The organism is Alitabrizicola rongguiensis, from assembly GCF_021491355.1.
GTDB lineage: Bacteria > Pseudomonadota > Alphaproteobacteria > Rhodobacterales > Rhodobacteraceae > Aliitabrizicola > Aliitabrizicola rongguiensis.
This window is the reverse complement of the sequence record NZ_JAKENF010000001.1, coordinates 743,071-757,629: the sequence shown is the minus strand read 5'-3', so window position 1 is coordinate 757,629 and position 14,559 is coordinate 743,071. Positions and strand designations below refer to the sequence as shown.

Here is a 14,559-nt window from a genome sequence, read left to right as displayed (position 1 = left end):
GGTCCGCGACCGGAGAACCAGGGAGCGAGGAATGAAGCAATTTCTGAAGAACGCCAGCCATGCATTGGGGCTTGCCCTTGCCTTTGGCGCAGTCGCTGCACCGGCTATGGCCGAAGGAAAGCACAAGATCTTTCTGAGCATGAGCTATATCGGAAACGACTGGCAGGCCGAGGCGGCCAACATGCTGAAGGCCATGGCGGCGTCGCCGGCCTATGCAGACAAGGTCGATCTGCAGGTTCAGGTCGCTGGCCCTAACGCCCAGAAACAGATCCAGCAGATCAACTCGATGGTTCAGGCAGGCGCCGACGCGATCATCGTGTATCCGATCTCGCCCACCGCGCTGAATGCAGCGGTCAAGAATGCCTGTGCCAAAGGCGTGACTGTCATCGCCTATGACTCGATCATCGAGGAACCATGCGCCTACAACGTCCATATCGATCAGAAGGTCTGGGGCGAGAAATCGGCCCAATGGCTGGTTGACCAACTTGGCGGCAAGGGTCGCGTCGTGATGATCACGGGTGTTCCTGGCACGACGGTCGACTCCCTCCGCAACGAAGGCGCCAAGGCTGTCTTTGCGGCGAACCCGGGTATCGAGGTGGTCGCCGAAGCCAACGGCATGTGGAGCCAGGCCGTGGCGCGGACGGAACTGTCGAAGATCGTCGCGACACGTCCGTGGGACGAAATCGACGGTGTCTGGATGCAGGCCGGGTGCTATACCGCCAACTCGATGCAATCCGAGGCGGGCATCCCGGATGACAAGATCCGTCCCTGCGCCGGTGAGGCCTCGAACGGCGGGCGCATCCAGATGCTGCCGGTCGGAACCGAAGTTGATGGCGCCAATGGCACCTATCGCCCGATGGGCGCCAAGCGCTGGTCTTCGGGATCGCAGAACTTCACCGGAGCCCTCGCGCTTAAGCTCGCGGTGCAGAAGCTTGAAGGCGGCGAAATCCCGGCGCTCACCGACGTGCCTCAGAACATCGTCACCAACGACAATATCAAGCTTTGCCTGGAAGGCACCTGGAAGGAGATGTCGGAGGGCTGCAACGTCTTCCAACCCTCGATCATCCCGAACCCTGGCTGGTTTGCCTCGATCTACTCCGAGCTAACCCCAGAGGTTGGCCTGCAGGCCGCCCTGATCGGTCAGCCCGAATAAGGAAGACATCCGGCCCGCCCCAGGGCGGGCCGGTATCCTGATCAGTGATCTTTGCTCCGATTGTCGGACAATCCGTTTGACAGATCGACTGCCCCCGAGACATATCTTGTCGAGGGGACAAGGGGGAGGCATTCATGACAGCGGCAACTTCGGCCATCTCGGTCACTGGTGTGCGCAAGGCGTATGGACCGACCGTCGCGCTTGATGATGTGACCGTCGAGATCGGCCAAGGCACGGTCCATGCGCTGCTGGGCGAAAACGGCGCAGGAAAATCGACACTCGTGAAGATGCTGTCAGGACTCGTCACTCCAGACCAGGGCGAGATTTCGATCCTTGGACAGAAGGTGAACCTGCATTCGCCTCTGGCGGCGCAGCGGCTTGGCGTACAGACGGCCTTTCAGGAAATGACGCTGCTGCGCAACCTGACCGTTCTGGACAATATGCTCATCCCCCGGGCGTCTGTGAGCCCGATCGGAATGATAAGACGCGCCGGCGCTCGTCGGGATGTAGCGCGCCATTTCGAGGAACTGGGCCTGGCTGGCTTTGAGCTGGATGACGAGATCGGCGAACTCGACCTTGCCGTGCGCCAGAAGATCGAGATCGCGCGAGCGGTATATCGCAAGCCGAAGGTGCTGCTTCTGGACGAGCCGACCTCTGCCCTGTCCGGCCCCGATGTCGTCTGGATGGGAGAAGTCATCAAGCGCGAGCGCGCTCGCGGCACGACCGTCATCTTCATTTCCCATCGTCTGCGCGAAGTTCGCGACTACTGCGACGAGCTGACAATTCTGCGTGGCGGCAAACACATCGCCTCCGGTCATGTGAAGGACTATGCGGACGAGGACGTTGTCCGCATGATCGCTGGCCGGTCGCTGATCCATTCGTTCCCACCCCGGACGGCGGTGAAGCACGAGGTTGGTGCCGAGGTTCTTGGGGCCCGTAATGCCGGAACCGACGGGAAACTGCGCGATGCCAGCTTCTCTTTGCGCGCGGGCGAGATTCTTGGGGTAGCCGGCTTGCAGGGCATGGGCCAGCTAGAGCTGTTTCTGTCGATCTTCGGCGACCGTCCCTTGAAGCGCGGTCATCTGATGGTGAATGGCGAGAAGGTGGTGTTCACCAGTTCGCGCGATGCAATCTCGGCCAAGATCGGCATCAGCCTTGTCCCGGAAGAACGCAAGACCGAAGGGCTGTTCCTGCGTCTGAGCGGTACGCACAATGCCACGATCCCTGTTGTCGACCGCTTCACCAAAATGGGCCTGATCGACCGCGAAGAAGAGTCCGAGGCGGTGCGCCGGGTCTTCCGGCAAGTGAATGTAGCCGAGCGGGCGGAATGGATGCCGGCAGAGTCCTTCTCGGGGGGGAACCAGCAGAAGATCGCCATTGCCAAATGGCTGCTGACCGAAGCGCGCGTGTTGCTGGTCTATGACCCGACACGCGGCATCGACGTGGGAACCAAGAACGAGATCTATCAGCTTCTGCGGACCTATGCCGAGGCTGGCGGTGCCGTCCTGTTCTACTCGACCGAGATTCCCGAGCTCGTCCATCTCTCGGACAGGACGATGGTTTTCTACTCGGGCTCGATCGCGGCGGAACTGTCTGGCGATGACCTGACCGAAGAGAACATCCTCGCGGTGGCACTTGGGTCGGAGCCCGAACGCGCGCCGACAAGAATGGTGGTCTGACATGACCATGGACATCACTCAGCCTGCCGAGAAAATCATGCCATCCATTTCGACAAACAAACTGCGGATCGGACGGCATCGTGGCCTTATCACGGCGATCGTGACGCTTGCTCTGCTCGTCGCTTTCATCCTGAAGGTCAGCGCGACGCCGCTAGGATACTACGACATCTCGCAACTGGTTTCGGGTGGCACGACGCTGGCCATCGCCGCCATGGGGCAGACGCTCGTCATCCTGAGCGGCGGGTTCGACCTGTCGGCGGCGGCAGTGATTTCGCTCGTCAACGTATCGCTCGCGTCCTTCCCGATGGGGTCGATCACGTCCCCCGCGCTCCTGTTTGCGATCGGCATCGGAATTGGGGTTGCAGTGGGCGCGGTAAACGGCTTCTTCATCGCGTTCCTGCGGCTGCAGCCTATCGTGGTGACGCTGGCCACGATGTTCATCCTACAGGGCATCACCCTTCTGGTGATGGACAATCCCGGCGGCTACATCGACGGCTCGCTCTATGAGTTCATGGCCTCGGACCTGATCCCGAACACCCTGCCGATGTCGGGCGCGCTCATCCTATTGTGCCTTGTCCTCTGGTACTGGCTGAAACGCACGCCGTACGGTATCGCGCTCTATGCCGCCGGCGGCGATCCCGAAAGTGCCCGCTCCGCTGGTGTTTCGGTGGCTTGGGTTCGGTTCCTCACCTATGTCCTCGCCGGCGGGATGTACGGCGTCGCCGGTGTAACCATAAGCGCGCAGACCGGTGCGGGTGATCCGCTGGTCGGCAACCCGATGCTGCTTCAGATGTTTGCCGCTGTTGTCGTTGGCGGCACGCTTCTGGGCGGAGGGCGCGGCGGACTGACAGGATCGGCAATCGGCGCCTTCGTTCTGATCCTGATGGTGAACATCCTCCTGATCCTGAACGTTTCCGCGTACTACTCGACCATCGCGGAAAGCTCGATCCTCCTGATCGCCGTCCTCATCGGGGCGATCCACGGCAAGTCCGTCCTTGCGAACAACCTGAGCCGTTTCACGACCAGACTTGGCGCATGGCGCGAGGGCGTCCTGCCGTCGCAGCGCAACTTCACCAGCCAGCGCCTGTCGCTGCCGGGCGAGGTGTCCCGTGTTCCGGCCGCCGCCATCGGATGGCGTGAGTGGATCCAGCGAAATCGCGCGTCGATCAGGCTCGCCCTGCCAGCCTTCGTCTGCTTCCTGATCGTGCTGGTCGCGACGGAGGCAATCCTCGGCAACGCCGTCCTGAACGGCCGCTACTACAACACGCTTCTTGTCCTGTCCTGTTTCCTGGCGATCCTTGCCCTAGGACAGGGGTCGGTGATCCTGACGGGCGGGCTTGACCTCTCGATCCCGTGGACCATCGCGCTGGCGGGCATTGTCGTCAGCAAGATGGCGGCAGGATCGAATGCCGAGCTGATCTACGCCATTCCCTTCGTACTCTTGATGGGGGCGTTCATCGGGTTGCTGAACGGTTCCGGGATCGTAATCCTTGGCCTGTCTCCAATCGTGATGACGCTGGCAATGAACGGCATGCTGCAGGGCGTCTCGCTGCTCTATTCCGGCGGAACGCCCGACGGCTTCGCGGCCCCGCTGCTGCGGACCTTCATGACGCAACGGTTCCTCGGTGTAACGCCGGTGGTGATCTTCCTGATCCTGTTTGTGATCTTCGCCGTCCTGCTACTGACCAGGACGCCTTTCGGACGCCGCATCTATGCCATCGGCAACTCTGTCCGCGCGGCCGAGCTTTCCGGCATCGGCGTCAAGCGCACGGTCGTGATGGTTTACATGCTGTCCGGCGTCTGCGCTGCCCTTGTCGGCATCCTGCTGTCTGGCCTGTCGGGTCAGGCCAGCCTCGGGATGGGCGACGAATACCTGCTGCCCTCGATCGCGGCGGTGGTTGTCGGCGGTACGCTAATCACCGGGGGCAGGGGCAATTACATCGGGATGCTCGGTGGCGTCCTGCTTTTGACCGCACTTCAGACCCTGCTGGCAGGGACGACCTTCCCGATGTCCACCCGCCAGATCGTGTTCGGCCTCGTGATCCTTGGCGCGGTGATCGCGCTCAGGGAGCGACGCTGAACGAACAACCGGGCGTGCAATCGCACGCCCGCCCAAGGAGGAAAACATGGCAGAGGTTGCCATTATTGGAACAGGCTTCATTGGTCGAGCCTGGGCGATCAGTCACGCCCGCGCCGGAAACAACGTGCGGCTATGGGATCAGGACGGCACTGCGACTGGCAAGGCCAAGGACTACATCACCGAGCTTCTGCCTGACCTGCAGAAGAATGACCTTCTGAACGGCCATACCCCCGATCAGGTTTTGGCGCGCCTTCAGCCCATCACGACGCTCGAAGAGGCGGTCGAGGGGGTGGAGTATGTGCAGGAAAGCACCTTCGAGCGGCTGGATGTGAAGATCGAGGTCTTCCGGATGCTCGATGCCGCGACGCCACGTTCTGCCGTTCTGGCAAGCTCGACATCCGCACTCCTGCCGTCGGCCTTCACTGCCGATCTGGCAGGGCGTGACCGCTGTGTGGTCGCGCATCCGATCAATCCCCCCTATCTCGTCCCCGCCGCCGAACTGGTTCCCGCACCCTGGACCTCACCCGAAGTCATGGAGCGTGCTGCGACGATCCTGCGCGGCATCGGGCAGAAGCCCATCGTGATGAAGCGCGAGATCGACGGCTTCGTCATGAACCGCATGCAGGGCGCCCTGCTGGAAGAGGCGTTCCGCCTTGTGGCAGAGGGCTATGCCTCGGTCGAGGATATCGACATCGGTATCCGGGATGGCCTTGCCCTGCGCTGGTCGTTCATGGGCCCCTTCGAGACGATCGACCTGAACGCCCCGGCTGGCGTGCGCGACTACTGCCAGCGCTATGACGGGCTCTACGCCAATCTATGGGCCAGCACGCAGCACCGCATCGACTGGAACGGTCCGGTGATCGACACGATCGAGGCAGACCGCCGAAAGCTGCTTGCCGCTGATCAACTTCAGGCCCGCCAGGCTTGGCGCGACCGCCGACTGATGGCGCTCATCGCTCACAAGCGACGCGCTGAAAAGGAAATCGGCAACTAACCCTCCCCAAACGCTGTCCAAGGACCAAGACCATGGCGAAATCCGGTTCTCGCAAAGTCATCATCACCTGCGCCGTGACGGGCGCAATCCACACGCCGTCAATGTCGGAATACCTGCCAATCACCCCTCAGCAGATCATCGACGACGCGCTGGCCGCCGCCGATGCCGGCGCGGCGATCCTGCATCTGCACGCTCGCAACCCAGAAACCGGCAAGCCCGATCAGACAATCGAAGGCTTCATGCGGTTCCTGCCGCAGATCAAGCAGCGCACCAACGCTGCGCTGAACCTGACCAGCGGCGGCAGCCCATACATGAAGGTTGAAGAGCGCGTCCTTCCCGCCCAGATGCTCAAACCCGAGGTCGCCTCGCTAAACATGGGATCGATCAACTTCGGGCTGTTCCACCTGCTCGACAAATACAAGGACTTCAAATTCGACTGGGAACGCCAGCATCTTGAGGCGACGCGTGACCTGGTGTTCCGCAACTCGTTCAAGGACATCGAGTTCATCCTGAACACCTGCTACGAGAACAACACCCGCTTCGAGTTCGAGTGCTACGACATCGGGCATCTCTATAACCTCGCGCATTTCGCCGATCGCGGCCTGGTGAAGCCGCCCTTCTTCGTGCAGTCGGTCTTCGGCATTCTTGGCGGGATCGGCACAGATCCCGAGGATGTCCAGCACATGAAGCGCACGGCCGACCGGCTGTTCGGTGACAGCTATCGCTGGTCAGTTTTGGGGGCGGGGGCAAGCCAGCTCCGGATTGCGGCGCAGGCTGCGGCGCTTGGCGGGAACGTCAGGGTGGGCCTTGAAGACTCGCTCTGGGCGGGCCGCGGGAAGCTTGCGACGTCGTCGGCAGATCAGGTGCGGCTGGTCCGCAAGATGATCGAGGGACTCGGCCTGGAGATCGCGACGCCGGACGAGGCCCGCGAGATTCTGGAACTCAAGGGACCGGACAAGGTGAACTTCTAGTCGCGCCTCCCCCTGTGGCTTGAAGCCCGTCCGCGATGCGGATGGGCTTTTCCTTTGGGCTTCGCAAAAAAAGGCGGCACCTGAGGGAGCACAGGTACCGCCAGACGATCCTCTCAGGGAGGCTCGGGGTTACGCCTTATGCCAGCATCTTCGTATCGCCGCAGATCGACAGGGCCTGACCCGAAACGAAGCGGCCCAGGGGAGAGGCCAGAAACATGATCTGGTCGCCGATCGCTTCGGGCGGCACGTATTCCTTGATTGACGTGTATCGGAAGGCCTCTGCTTCGACTTCCTTGTAGGACAGGCCACGTTGCTGCGCCTTGGCCTCCAGCACGCGGCGCTGGCGATCGCCGGCAACGAGGCCCGGCAGGATCGCGTTGACTCGGATGTTGTCAGGCCCAAGCTCGATCGCCAGGGATTTTGTCAGGCCTATCACCCCCCACTTGGCAGCCGCATAGGGTGTGCGCAGCGCGAATCCGAGGCGCCCGGCGACGGATGAAAGGTTGATGATCGAGGGGTTCTTGCTTTGCCGAAGGGCAGCGACAGCATGGGACACCGTCAGGAATTGGCTGGTCAACACGACATCTATGGTGCGCCGCCAATCGGCCAGGTCGACCTTGTCGACCGGCGCCGTAGGGCCCGCGATCCCGGCGTTGTTCACCAGACAATCCAGCCCGCCAAGCTTTGCGATGCTGCGATCCATGAAGCCGGTAATGCTCGCTTCGTCCGCGACGTCGACCCGTTCGGCGATGACATTCTGTGGCAGTGTCTTCAGCGCGTCGGCATCGATGTCGCAGGTCGCGACAGTCGCGCCTTCCGACAGGAACCGCTCCAGGATTGCGCGCCCAATCCCGGCTGCCCCTGCCGTTACAATGACTTTTGCGCCCCTTAATCCCAGATCCATCTTCCTCTCCCGGGCGGCAGTGCGCCCCATGATTTGCGCCCCGATCGGGCAACAAGGCTCAAGCGCCACCGCGCAGGACGGTGGCTCGACTTTTCATCGTCCCGTCTCGATGCTCTCAGGTCGGGCAATAGGCGAAGGGCCGGATCGGCGAACCGGATCCTTCGTGGATGTTCAGTGGCATCGCTACGAACAGTGACCGCGGCGTGACCTGCTCGAGATTGCGGAGCATCTCGATGATCAGGATGTCGTTCGGCAGCCAGCTCTTCATGTGACCCGGATTGTTCTGGGGTACGCCGTCGATGATCGCTGTCTCGGCCGCAACGGTATCCGTTGCGACTGCCTTGACCTGCCGTTCCCGGAAGAACTCGCAGGCATCCTCGGACATTCCCGGCGCGTTCATCACGTACCATTGCGCCTTTGAGTCCGTCCGCCAGTAGCGCGACATCCATCCATAGTTCACCATGGCGATTTCGCCGGCCTTGACCTTCACCCCGGTCGCGTTCTCGGCCTTGCGCAGATCATCGGCCGTGATCAGATGGCCAGGCTTGAGGTCCAGCTTGCTGAAGTCGTACAGCACCGCCGCCGAGATCAGGTGATCGGCCGGAAAGGTATCGATGGTGCGATCCATCCGGTGCGGCAGGACATGCGCCGGCGCGTCGACATGCGCGCCCGTGTGCTCTGCCATCATGATCGCCTGGCAATAGTAGCCGTCGTGATCATGCGTCACCGCTTTGTCGATGGTAAGGTGGGGGTGGGTCGGCCAGCGCGGGATCCCCCGTTCCAGCAACGGAGCGAGATCCACGACCCGCATCCGCTTCAGACCGGCCAGAATCCTGTCGATCCCGACGACATCCGCTGTATCCATGCTTTCCTCCCGAGCCAGATCGCGACCCGCGTCCCCCTCCGGAAACGGTGCGGCCAAGCCGCTGTCACGCAGGAATGAAACATGCCGTGCTTCGAAGCGTCAATACAAAATGGTGATACGTGATCACAGATATTGACAGGTTGGGCCTGGCTGCGGGATGGTCGTCTCAAGCCGGGTGGGTGGAGGAGAGGCCCTCACAGCACGGGCGCGATCGGGGAGGAAATCCGACGACGGAGTCTGCTTGTCAGCAGCGGTGCTCGATTTGGCGCCGGGTTTGGAGGACGCGCAGGTTGCGCCGATAGCCATGCGCGATCCCCTGGATTTCGCGGGAAGCTGCGGTGGCCCGGAACGACAAGCGGACGCGGACCTGGATGGACGATCCCTGGCAGGGAAAGTCTGCCCCCGGGGGATGACGAGGATGCGTTGGAATTGATGTATGCTGGCAGAGGAGGGATGAGGATGCCGGAACGTGGTGGATTTTCGAAGGCTCAGGACGTTCGGATGAGCCAGTTGCTGGCGGGTTCGCCGAAGAACTGGGGTCGTTGGGGCCCGGATGACGAGGTTGGGTCTCTGAACTTTCTGACGCAGGCGGAGGTTCTGCGCGGGGTTCGAGCGGTGAGGCAGGGGAAGGTTGTGACCTGCGGCGAACTGATCGGCAACCCGAAGGGCGACCCGATGTTTCCCGGGCGCAAGCCGACGGTCCGCGAGATGGTGCAGGACAAGAACGACTACGTGACGGGCAAGGCCACGCCGCTGCCGGGCGGGGTCGAATATGCCGACGACAAGATCACCATGTTCCTGCAGGGCTCGACGCAGATCGATGCTCTTGGCCATGTCTGGTACGACGACCATGTGTGGAACGGCTATCCTGCGGCGGAGGCGACGGCGGGGGGCATGAAGAAGACCTCGATCCTGCCGATTGCCGAGCGCGGGATCGTGGGGCGCGGGGTGCTGCTCGACATGGCGGCGCATTTCGGCAAGTTCGCGCTGGAGAAGGGCGACACCTTCGGGCTGGAGGACATGCTGGCCTGTGCCGAGCGCCAGGGGGTGACGATCGAGAAGCACGACATCCTGTGCCTGCGGATCGGGTTCCTGCAGCTTCTCTATGTCCAGGGTCCCGAGGTGTTCTACAAGGACTTCAACGAGCCTGGGTTGACCTATTCGACCGAGGTGGTGGACTGGTTCCACGAGATGGAGATCCCGTGCCTGGCGACGGACACGATCTCGAACGAGATCGACATCGATCCCGAGCTTGGGGTGCAGATCCCGCTGCACTGCGCGCTGATGCGCAACCTCGGGATCATCTTCAACGAGATCTGCAACTTCGAGGCCCTGGCCAAGGATTGCCACGAGGACGGGCAATGGGACTTCCTGTTCACCGCCGCGCCCTTGAAGGTGCGCGAGGCGACGGGGGCGCCGTTGAACGTGATGGTGGTGAAGTAGGCGGGGAGAGGGCGGCATGTGCCGGTTCTGCGAACAGGCGTCGCTTGGCGAGCAGGAGGCCTACGACCCGCAGCTGGGTCGCGGGGGCTTCCTGCCCGGCGCGAACCTGCCGCCCGACCTGATCCTGTGCGACGGTCCGATCCTGACGATGGACGAGAGCCGGCCCGAGGTGACGGCGATCGCCATCCGGCAGGGGGTGATCCGGGCCGTTGGGCGGACCGAGGAGGTGCTGTCCAGCCGCGGGCGGGGCACGCGGGTGGTTCGGCTCGAGGGGCGGGCGGTTCTGCCCGGCTTTGTCGGGACCGGCCTTCGTCTGCCCGAGGCGCGGGACCGCGCCGCGCTCGACCGCTGGATCGAGGGGCGGGCGCGGGCGGGCTACACCACGGTGGATGTGGCGACGCTCGGCCGCGACTGGGGCGAATACCGCACGCTGTCGGGGCTGATCGACCGGCGCCACCGCCTGCGCCTGCGCGGGGCGGTGGAGGAGGGGCTGCGGCAGGACTGGCGCGAGGGTGCGCTCGATCCCGGCCATGGCAACGACCTCGTGCGGATCGAGGCGCTGCAGATGCGCCCGCCGGCCGACAGCGCGGCGATGGAGCGGGCCGAGGCGCTGCATCGCGACGGCTGGGACCTGGTGTTCGACTGCGCGGGGGATGGGGGGCTGACCCCGGTGCTGCAGCTGGCGGCGCTGGCCGGGGGCCGCAGGCTGGCCGGGATGCGGGTCCTGTCGCCGCGCGCGCCCGCCCCCGCCGAAGAGGCGGCGCTGCAGGCCGCCGGGCTGTCGGTGGTGACGCCGCCCGAGGCGGACCCGGTCGCGACCCTGACCGGCCCGCGCGACGTCGTCCTGGCCCGGATCGACCGCCTGACCCGCCGGGCCGCGCGCCTTGCCGGCCTCGCCGCCATCGCCGGCCAGATCCGGCCCGGCACCTATGCCGACCTCGCCATCCTCGACCGATCCCCCCTCTGGCCCGGCGCCGAGGCCCCCAAACTCGTCCAGACCTGGATCGAAGGCGTCCCCGTAACTCCAGAGGCCGATCGTGACCAGATATGAACGGCTCCGCAAAGTCGAATGGCCATTTGGCTGACAGGCAAAGGCGGGTTCGTCTCAGTTTCGTTGGCCCGCCGTCAGTCTGGGCCGTAGATGCGATTCCCAGGGCGAAAGCCGGCCAACCTCGCTCGCGGGCGGATCATCGGGAATCGGCGCCCGACTGGGCGCCCAGGCAAGGCACAATTGTTGTTGCGCAATCACCCCACCAGGCGATGAAGGGGCATGACCTGGCGCCTACCGTCGGGGACTGACGGCTCGCGCGTTTTTCCGGACCGAGAAGGGTAAGTGCCGGGAGAAAGGCGGAACGGGCGTCCGAGGTGACGAGCCTTCCGCGATGAAAGAGAGCGAGAAGCCCGAGGGGCGGAACGACTGGATCCACATCAATCTTGAGCATCGTCAACCCGGTCTCGGTCGATGTGCGCGGAGCCCTTAAGCGGAAGGCGTGGACGTACCGCTTCATCCATCTGGGGAAAAGGAGATCCTGCCAAGGCCGCGACCCGTCACGCCGGGCCCGACCGCGCGGCGGCTGATGGCTTCGCAGTCGGTGCCAGGCATTCGGCAAGCTCGTGTGTGTCGCCTTTGGCCCTGGCTCGTGTTTTCCTACGGAGGCTCTGCCGGACTGGCGGATGGATAGCGACGTCAGAGCTCCGGTCTTCGGTCGAGATGCAAAGGACGTCAGCTCAGCAGGGCTGGACCATCAACTATGCAGTGCCACTTCGGCGTTTTGCATGAACTGTGATCAAAAGCAGCCGAATTGATCGATGGAATCGGCGGCCGGGCAGGTCAGATTGCGCCGATCCGACGCTTGATCGCGGATCGGCCGTTCAAGAAAGAAGAAAAGGAAAGAGGATGTCGTTTGGGAAAGTGGCCGTGCTTGGCCTGGGCAAAGTCGGAAAGCTGGCTGCCGAGCTTCTGGTCGAGTCGGGCTTCGAAGTGACCGGCATCGATGCCAGGGAAACCGACGCCCCCTTTGCGACCCGAGCCGCCGACCTGAAGGACGCGGCAAGCCTGACCGAAGTCCTGAAGGGAAAGGAGGCGGTCCTGTCCTGCCTGCCGTACCATCTGAACATCGGCGTCTCGAACGTCGCGCACCGCCTCGGCCTGCACTACTTCGACCTGACCGAAGATGTACCGACGACGAAGCACATTCGCGAACTCGCCAAGACCTCCAGAGGATTGATGGCACCTCAATGCGGGCTTGCCCCTGGCTTTGTCGGCATCGTCGGTGCGCATCTGGCGGACCAGTTCGACAAGGTTCGTTCGATTCGCCTGAGGGTGGGCGCCCTGCCGCAGCACCCGACTGGGTTGCTTGGGTATGCCTTCAACTGGTCGCCGGAAGGCGTGGTCAACGAATACCTGAACGACTGTGAAGTTATCGAGGAAGGCGTCCTGAAAACCGTTTCGGCGATGGAATGGGTCGAGACGATCTACATCGACGGCATGCAGCTTGAAGCCTTCACGACGTCGGGTGGGCTCGGGACAATGTGCGAGACCTATGCCGACAAGATCGAGAATCTCGATTACAAGACGATGCGGTACCCCGGCCATGTGAAGCTGATGAACTTCTTCTTCCATGAACTCTTGATGCGCGAAAATCGGGCCGAGGCGGGGCGGATCCTGACCAATGCCAAACCACCGGTCGACGAGGACGTGGTGTACGTCCACGTCGCGGCAGAAGGCTGGCACAACGGCCAGCTGCGCAGGAAGGAGTTCGTACGCTCCTACTATCCGATTGAAATCGGAGGGAAGATGCGTACGGCCATCGCCTGGACGACCTCCGCTTCCGTGGTGAGCGTGATCGAAATGGTGAAAGCGGGGTTGCTGCCGCAGAAGGGTTTCCTGAAGCAGGAGGAAATCCCGCTGGACTCCTATCTGAAGACGAGAACTGGCAGTCACTACAACACCGGCCACAGAAAAAGGCACGCCTGACCTGTCCTGAAGCACCGAAGATCAGCAACGGCACGGGATCGGTCGTACGCACGAAACAGGGTTTCGTGAGGTCAAGGACCGCGATGTCTGCCTTGGCGCCGGGGGGCGGCCGACCAAGATCGGACCGGCCGCGGCGCCGTCGATCCTGTCGGCGAAGGCCAGCGCCTCCGACCGATCCCGCCCCCTGCTCCACGTCAAAGCGGGCGCAGGCGCGCCCGGCGCGGCTCACGCGCCTAGGTTCTGCGCAATGCCACGCTGGACTGATACTGTTCCAGTTCGCTGATGAGCGTTCTGCCGGTCGGAACCTCGTTTCGTTCGCAGAATTCGGACCAGACAGCCGCGAAGGGAAGATCCTTCAGTTCTTCTGTCCAGGACAACCGCGCGGTATGGTCCAGCCGATGCTCGATGTCCTTCAACTGGGCTTGGGGCAGAAGCAATGCGTGCAACAGTGCCTTCTGCATGTTCCGCACACCGATGACCCAGGCTGCTGTCCGGCTGATCGTGGCATCGAAGTAGTCCAGCCCGATCCTCGTCCGCGGCAACAGCCCGGCGAAGACCAGTTCCTGCGCCATGGCCAGAATGTCGTCATTCAGAAGGATGACATGATCACTGTCCCAACGCATGGGACGCGAGACATGCAGAAGGAGATCCTGAACACAGAGGGAAACCGCGGAAAGCTTGTCGGCGATGTTTTCGGTGGGGTGGAAATGCCCCATGTCGAGACACAGCGCGACATCCTTCCTGGCTGCAAAGCCCAGGTAGAATTCGTGGCTGCCGACCGTGCAAGCCTCGACGCCGATACCGAAGAGCTTCGACTCCACGGCATCGATCAGCCGGGCGCGGTCGTGCCGTGCGGCGAACATCGCGTCGAGCGAGTCCCAAAGCCGCTGCCGCGCCGCCATCCGGTCAACGGGAATGTCCTTGTACCCGTCAGGGATCCAGACGTTGTTCACCGCAGCGCTGCCGAGTTCCTGACCGATCCGGGCGGCAATTTCGCGCGAGCGACGGCCATGTTCGATCCAGAAGTCACGAATGCCCTTGTCCGGATGGGAAAGGGTCAGGTTGTCGTCGGCTTTCTCATGAGCAAAGAAGGTCGGGTTGAAGTCCAGCCCAAGTCCCTTGTCCTTGGCCCAGTCGACCCAGGGCGTGAAATGCCGGTATTCGATCTCGTCGCGTCCGGGTGTTTCGTGCGTGTCGAGATAGAAGGCATGCAGGTTTACGCGATGCCGTCCAGGGATCTGCGAGAACGCAAAATCAAGATCCGCGCGCAGCTCGCCGGGCGTCCTGGCCCGGCCCGGATGGTTGCCCGTTGCCTGAATGCCGCCGCCCGAGGTTCCGGATTTCCGCTCGAAGCCGCCGACATCGTCGCCCTGCCAGCAATGGACAGAGATCGCGATCTTCGACAGGGCGTTCATCGCCGCTTCGGCATCGACGCCCCAGCCGGCGAATTGCTCGCGAGCCAGATCGTAGCTCTTGCTCATCATGTCCCCCAG

The 14,559-nt window shown here is 63.0% G+C and carries 11 protein-coding genes; 8 read left to right on the top strand and 3 right to left on the bottom strand.

Annotated features, from left to right (window positions below; genetic code table 11):
- Positions 1-31 precede the first annotated feature (31 nt).
- The 5 genes from L0V05_RS03740 (at position 32) to kce (ending at position 6,877) form a co-directional block, all read left to right on the top strand.
- A complete protein-coding gene (locus tag L0V05_RS03740; protein WP_234868643.1) occupies positions 32-1,153 on the top strand; it encodes a sugar ABC transporter substrate-binding protein in 1,122 nt (373 codons plus the stop codon).
- A gap of 134 nt (positions 1,154-1,287) precedes the next feature.
- The gene (locus tag L0V05_RS03735) at positions 1,288-2,832 is read left to right on the top strand and encodes a sugar ABC transporter ATP-binding protein (RefSeq protein ID WP_234868641.1); all 1,545 of its coding nucleotides are present in this window, start codon (positions 1,288-1,290) and stop codon (positions 2,830-2,832) included.
- Between the two features lies 1 nt (position 2,833).
- Positions 2,834-4,912, top strand: coding sequence for an ABC transporter permease (locus tag L0V05_RS03730; protein ID WP_234868639.1), 2,079 nt, complete (start codon positions 2,834-2,836; stop codon positions 4,910-4,912).
- Between the two features lie 46 nt (positions 4,913-4,958).
- The gene (locus L0V05_RS03725) at positions 4,959-5,906 is read left to right on the top strand and encodes a 3-hydroxyacyl-CoA dehydrogenase (protein ID WP_234868637.1); all 948 of its coding nucleotides are present in this window, start codon (positions 4,959-4,961) and stop codon (positions 5,904-5,906) included.
- A gap of 32 nt (positions 5,907-5,938) precedes the next feature.
- Positions 5,939-6,877, top strand: a complete 939-nt coding sequence (kce, locus tag L0V05_RS03720) for a 3,5-dioxohexanoate:acetyl-CoA acetone transferase (RefSeq protein WP_234868635.1) — start codon at positions 5,939-5,941, stop codon at positions 6,875-6,877.
- Between the two features lie 136 nt (positions 6,878-7,013).
- Here kce and L0V05_RS03715 read toward each other — a convergent pair whose 3' ends face one another.
- On the bottom strand, positions 7,014-7,781 hold the full coding sequence (locus tag L0V05_RS03715; RefSeq protein ID WP_234868634.1) for an SDR family oxidoreductase: 768 nt from the start codon (positions 7,779-7,781) through the stop codon (positions 7,014-7,016).
- A gap of 115 nt (positions 7,782-7,896) precedes the next feature.
- Positions 7,897-8,646 (bottom strand): cyclase family protein, encoded by a 750-nt coding sequence (locus tag L0V05_RS03710; protein ID WP_234868632.1) that lies wholly within the window; start codon positions 8,644-8,646, stop codon positions 7,897-7,899.
- Positions 8,647-9,105: 459 nt separating this feature from the next.
- On the opposite strand from L0V05_RS03710, the gene L0V05_RS03705 reads away from it, so the two are divergent.
- From L0V05_RS03705 to L0V05_RS03695, 3 genes are all read left to right on the top strand, one after another.
- Positions 9,106-10,089: a cyclase family protein gene (locus L0V05_RS03705; RefSeq protein WP_234868630.1), complete on the top strand. Its 984-nt coding sequence runs from the start codon at positions 9,106-9,108 to the stop codon at positions 10,087-10,089.
- A 16-nt stretch (positions 10,090-10,105) separates the two neighbouring features.
- The gene (locus L0V05_RS03700) at positions 10,106-11,140 is read left to right on the top strand and encodes an amidohydrolase family protein (RefSeq protein WP_234868628.1); all 1,035 of its coding nucleotides are present in this window, start codon (positions 10,106-10,108) and stop codon (positions 11,138-11,140) included.
- 732 nt (positions 11,141-11,872) lie between these two features.
- Entirely contained in the window at positions 11,873-13,066 is a 1,194-nt protein-coding gene (locus L0V05_RS03695; protein ID WP_234868625.1) for a saccharopine dehydrogenase family protein, read from the top strand.
- 233 nt (positions 13,067-13,299) lie between these two features.
- Here L0V05_RS03695 and L0V05_RS03690 read toward each other — a convergent pair whose 3' ends face one another.
- Positions 13,300-14,547 (bottom strand): L-rhamnose isomerase, encoded by a 1,248-nt coding sequence (locus L0V05_RS03690; RefSeq protein WP_234868623.1) that lies wholly within the window; start codon positions 14,545-14,547, stop codon positions 13,300-13,302.
- Positions 14,548-14,559 lie beyond the last annotated feature (12 nt).